At 72.1% G+C, this 4,284-nt stretch carries 5 protein-coding genes; all 5 read left to right on the top strand.

All coding sequences use genetic code 11. The annotated features are described in order from the left end of the window. A partial coding sequence (locus tag VIB55_RS14835; protein ID WP_331877435.1) for a porin occupies positions 1 to 244 on the top strand: 244 nt, incomplete at its 5' end. Positions 245 to 273: 29 nt separating this feature from the next. Continuing rightward, positions 274 to 1,302 (top strand): sulfate ABC transporter substrate-binding protein, encoded by a 1,029-nt coding sequence (locus VIB55_RS14830; RefSeq protein ID WP_331877434.1) that lies wholly within the window; start codon positions 274 to 276, stop codon positions 1,300 to 1,302. Next, a complete protein-coding gene (locus VIB55_RS14825; protein ID WP_331877433.1) occupies positions 1,299 to 2,129 on the top strand; it encodes an ABC transporter permease in 831 nt (276 codons plus the stop codon). Before VIB55_RS14830 ends, VIB55_RS14825 begins: the two co-directional genes overlap by 4 nt. Beyond that, complete coding sequence (locus VIB55_RS14820; protein ID WP_331877432.1) at positions 2,122 to 3,021, top strand: ABC transporter permease subunit; 900 nt, start codon at positions 2,122 to 2,124, stop codon at positions 3,019 to 3,021. Before VIB55_RS14825 ends, VIB55_RS14820 begins: the two co-directional genes overlap by 8 nt. Continuing rightward, complete coding sequence (locus VIB55_RS14815) at positions 3,018 to 4,049, top strand: sulfate/molybdate ABC transporter ATP-binding protein (protein WP_331022134.1); 1,032 nt, start codon at positions 3,018 to 3,020, stop codon at positions 4,047 to 4,049. Before VIB55_RS14820 ends, VIB55_RS14815 begins: the two co-directional genes overlap by 4 nt. Positions 4,050 to 4,284: the final 235 nt, after the last annotated feature.

The raw sequence follows: 4,284 nt of genomic DNA, 5'->3' as shown, positions 1-4,284 counted from the left end.
CGCCGTGGAGCTGGTGGCCCGCGCGCATCAGCTGACGGTGGACGACGACGCCTTCCCCCTGCTGGCCGATCCCGCGCGCTCCATGCGCTCGGCGACCTCCTACGGCGCCGGCGTGAACTGGTACCTGAACCGCGCCGTGCGCGTGCTGCTCTCGTACGAGCACACCACCTTCGACCCCTTCGGCACCGCGACCGCGCGCCCGGCCGAGAACGCCGTCATCGGGCGCATGCAGGTGGCGTTCTGACCATGAAACTCATCACATCCACGAATCCCATGAAGCGAGTTCTGACCGCCGCCGCGCTCCTGCTGGCGGCTGCCTGCGGCGACGGCGGCAGCAGCACCGAGGGCGCCGCCAAGGCCCCGGCGGTGCGCACCCTGGTGCTGGGCGCCTACACCACCCCGCGCGAGGTGTACGGGCGCGAGATCATCCCCGCCTTCCAGCGGCACTGGAAGGCCAGGACGGGGCAGGAGGTGAAGTTCCAGGAAAGCTACCTGGGGAGCGGCGCCCAGTCGCGCGCCGTCATCGGCGGCTTCGAGGCCGACGTGGTGGCCCTTTCGCTGGAGCCCGACGTCCAGAAGATCGCCGACGCGGGGCTCATCACCCACGACTGGAAGGCCGGGCCCGCGGGCGGAATGGTGTCGCGCTCCGTCGTCGTCCTGGGCGTGCGCCCCGGCAATCCCAAGGCGATCCGCGACTGGGACGACCTCCGTCGCGCAGGCGTGCAGGTGCTCACGCCCAGCCCGCGCACCAGCGGTGGCGCCATGTGGAACATCGCCGCGCTGTACGGCGCCGTGTCGCGCGGCAAGGCCGGCGGCGGCGCGCAGCCCGAGGCGGTGCTGCGCGACGTGCTGGGCCACGTGTCCATCATGGACAAGGGCGCGCGCGAGTCCATGCTCACCTTCGAGGGCGGCGTGGGCGACGTGGCCATCACCTACGAGAACGAGGTGCTGGTGGCGCGTCAGGCCGGGAAGGCGATGGACTACGTGATCCCCAGCTCCACCATCCTCATCGAGAACCCCGTGGCGATCGTCGACGAGTACGTGGAGAAGCACGGCACCCGCGACGTAGCCGAGGCGTTCGTGGCGTTCCTGCAGACGCCGGAAGTGCAGCGGATGTACGCCCGCTACGGCCTTCGCGCCATCGACCAGAACGTGGCGCGCGAGACGGCGGCGCAGTATCCGGCCATTCCGGACCTGTTCACCATCGCCGACCTGGGCGGCTGGCCGGCGGTGACCAGGAGCATCTTCGACAAGGGTGCCCTGTTCGACCGCGCCTCGGCCGACGTGAGGTCCGCGCAGTGAGTGCCGGCTCGCCCGTGCTGCGGCCCGGGCGCGGCGGGGTCGCGGTACGGTCGATGTTCATCTTCGCCGTCGGGCTGCTGGTGGCGGTGCCGCTGGCGGCCGTGGTGGCGCGTGGGGCCACGGCCGGGTTCGGCGGCGTGTGGGAGGCGATCAGCGCCCCCGCCGCCGCCGACGCGGTGCTGCGGACCCTGTGGACCGCCGCACTCGTCGCGGCGCTGAACGCCGTGATGGGAACGGCGACGGCGTGGCTGCTGGTGCGCCACCGCTTTCCGGGGCGCGAAACGCTGGACGCCATCGTCGACCTGCCCTTCGCCGTCCCCACGTTGGTGGCGGGGCTGATGCTGGTGATCCTCTTCGGCCCGCAGGAGCCGGCGGGCGCGGCGCTGGCGGGGTGGGGAATCCCCATCGCCTACGCCAGCCCGGGGATCGTGCTGGCGCTGGCCTTCGTCACCCTGCCGTTCGTCGTCCGTGCCGTGGAACCCGTGCTGCGCGAGCTGGACCCGGCGGAGGAAGAGGCCGCGGAAACGCTGGGCGCGGGGCGGTGGACCGTGTTCCGGCGCGTGACCCTTCCCGCGCTGGTTCCCGCCATCGCGTACGGAACGGTGCAGTCGTTCGCCCGCGGGCTGGCGGAATTCGGCTCCATCATCGTGGTGTCGGGCAACATCCCCTTCCGCTCGCTCACCGCGCCGGTGCTGGTGTTCGGCGAGGTAGAGGCGGGGCGCACGGCCGAAGCGTCCGCCATCTCGCTCGTGCTGCTGGTGCTGGCGCTGGCCCTGGCCGTCGTGGCGCACGGGCTCCGCCGGCGCGCGGGAGGCACCGGTGCCTGAGGCGACCGTGATCGAACCCCGGGCTCCCTGGCTGCCGCCCGCCGACGACGAACCGATCCTGGCGCCGCCCCCGGCCCGGCGGCGCGGGGGACGCGTTCCGCTGGGCACGGTGCTCCTGTTCGCCGCGGTGATCGGCTACCTGGCGCTGGTGCTGGTAGGACCGCTGGCCGCGCTGGCGGTGCGGGCGCTGGAGACGGGGCCCGGCCCCGTGCTGCGCGCCGTCACCTCGCCGGAGGCGCTTTCCGGGCTCTGGCACTCGCTGATCATCGTCGTGGTCACCCTGGTGGTGAACGGCACGCTGGGGATCGCCGGCGCCATCGTCCTGGTGCGCCACCGCTTCGTGGGGCGGCGCGTGCTGGACCTGCTGGTGGATCTGCCCCTCGCCGTATCGCCCGTGATGGTCGGGCTGGCCTTTCTCCTCGTCTTCGGGCGGGGTGGATGGCTTCACCCGGCCATCGACGTCATGGGATTCCAGGTGGCGTTCGCCTTTCCCGGCATCCTGCTGGTGACGCTGTTCGTCACGCTGCCGTACACGCTGCGCGAGGTGGCGTACGTGCTGGACGAGCTGGGGACGGCCGAGGAAGAGGTGGCGGCGACGCTGGGCGCCTCACCCTGGCAGACGTTCCGCCGGGTGACGCTTCCCAACGTGTCGCATGCGGCGCGGTTGGGATTGACGCTCACCGGCGCCCGCGCGCTGGGCGAGTTCGGCGCCGCCGTCGTGGTGGGCGGCGCCATCAGCGGCCGCACGCAGACGGCCACCACCTTCATCTATGCCGCACTGGAGGAGCGCAATCCCGCGGGCGGGTTCGGGATGGCGCTTCTCCTGGCGCTGCTCAGCCTGGGGCTGCTGCTGCTGCTCCGCCGGCTCAAGACCCGTCAGGAGCACGTATGAGCATCCAGGTACGAAACCTTACGAAGCACTTCACGGGATTCACCGCCGTGGACGACGTGAGCTTCGACGTGAACCCCGGCGAGCTGGTTGCGCTGCTGGGGCCGTCCGGTGGCGGAAAGAGCACGCTGCTGCGCATCATCGCCGGGCTGGAAGAGGCCGACGCGGGAACGGTGAGCCTGGACGGCGAGGCGGTGGATCACCTTCACGCCCGGGCCCGGCGCGTGGGCTTCGTCTTTCAGCACTACGCCCTGTTCCGCCACATGACGGTGGCGCAGAACATCGGCTTTGGGCTGGAGGTGGCCGGCGTAGCCCCGGCCGAGCGGCAGGCGCGCGTGGAGGAGCTGCTGCGGCTGATGGGCTTGGCGGGGCTGGGGGGACGGCGCCCGAGCGAGCTTTCCGGCGGGCAGCGGCAGCGCGTGGCCCTGGCCCGCGCGCTGGCGCCGCGCCCGCGCCTGCTGCTGCTGGACGAGCCCTTTGCCGCCATCGACGCCAAGGTGCGCGAGGAGCTGCGCCAGTGGCTGCGCGCCCTGCACGACGAGGTGCACGTCACCTCGCTCTTCGTCACCCACGACCAGCAGGAGGCGTTCGCGCTGGCGGACCGCGTGCTGGTGATCAACCAGGGGCGCCTGGAGCAGGCAGGCACTCCGGCGGAGATCCTGGATTCGCCCGCCACGGAGTTCGTCGCGCGCTTCGTGGGCGAGGTGAACGTGCTGGATGGGCTGATGCACCAGGACCACGCGCACGTCGGCGAGCTGCGCGTGCCCCTGCACCACCCGCCGGCCGGCCGCGGCGTGCGCCTGGTCATCCGCGCGTACGACCTGAAGTTCTGGGCGGCGCACGACGGCCCGGCCACCGTGCGCCGCGTGCTGCCGCTGGGGGATCGCGTGAAGGTGGAGGCCCAGATCCACGGCGCCGGGCCGGTGTTCGCGCAGTTTCCCCGGCGCAGCAGCCTGCTGGAAGGCATCGAGCCCGGCACGCGCATCGCCATCGAGGTCACCCACGCCCGGGCGTATCCGCGCGCGGCGTGAGCGTCGGATGACGAAAAGAGCCCCGCCGGACGGCATCCGGCGGGGCTCCTTCGTGTCATCGCTCGACCGTCAGCCTCGCATCCAGCGGCCGTGGTAGAAGCGCGTGTAGAACTTGGCGCCGGTGCTGTCCTTTACGTCGAACTGCCCGTCGCCGTTGCCGTAGATGTCTCCCGGGTCGCTGGCGCGGCAGCTTACGCAGCGCAGGCGGTTGGGCCACACCGTGTTGCCGCCGTAC

Source organism: Longimicrobium sp., assembly GCF_036554565.1.
In the GTDB taxonomy this organism is placed as follows: domain Bacteria; phylum Gemmatimonadota; class Gemmatimonadetes; order Longimicrobiales; family Longimicrobiaceae; genus Longimicrobium.
Note: the sequence above shows the minus strand (reverse complement) of the source record. Positions and strands in the feature narration are given on the sequence as shown.

Coding starts and splice junctions, on each gene's coding strand:
- VIB55_RS14815 (WP_331022134.1), top strand. CDS start 3,018: ATGAGCATCCAGGTACGAAACCTTACGAAGCACTTCACGGGATTCACC.
- VIB55_RS14830 (WP_331877434.1), top strand. CDS start 274: ATGAAGCGAGTTCTGACCGCCGCCGCGCTCCTGCTGGCGGCTGCCTGC.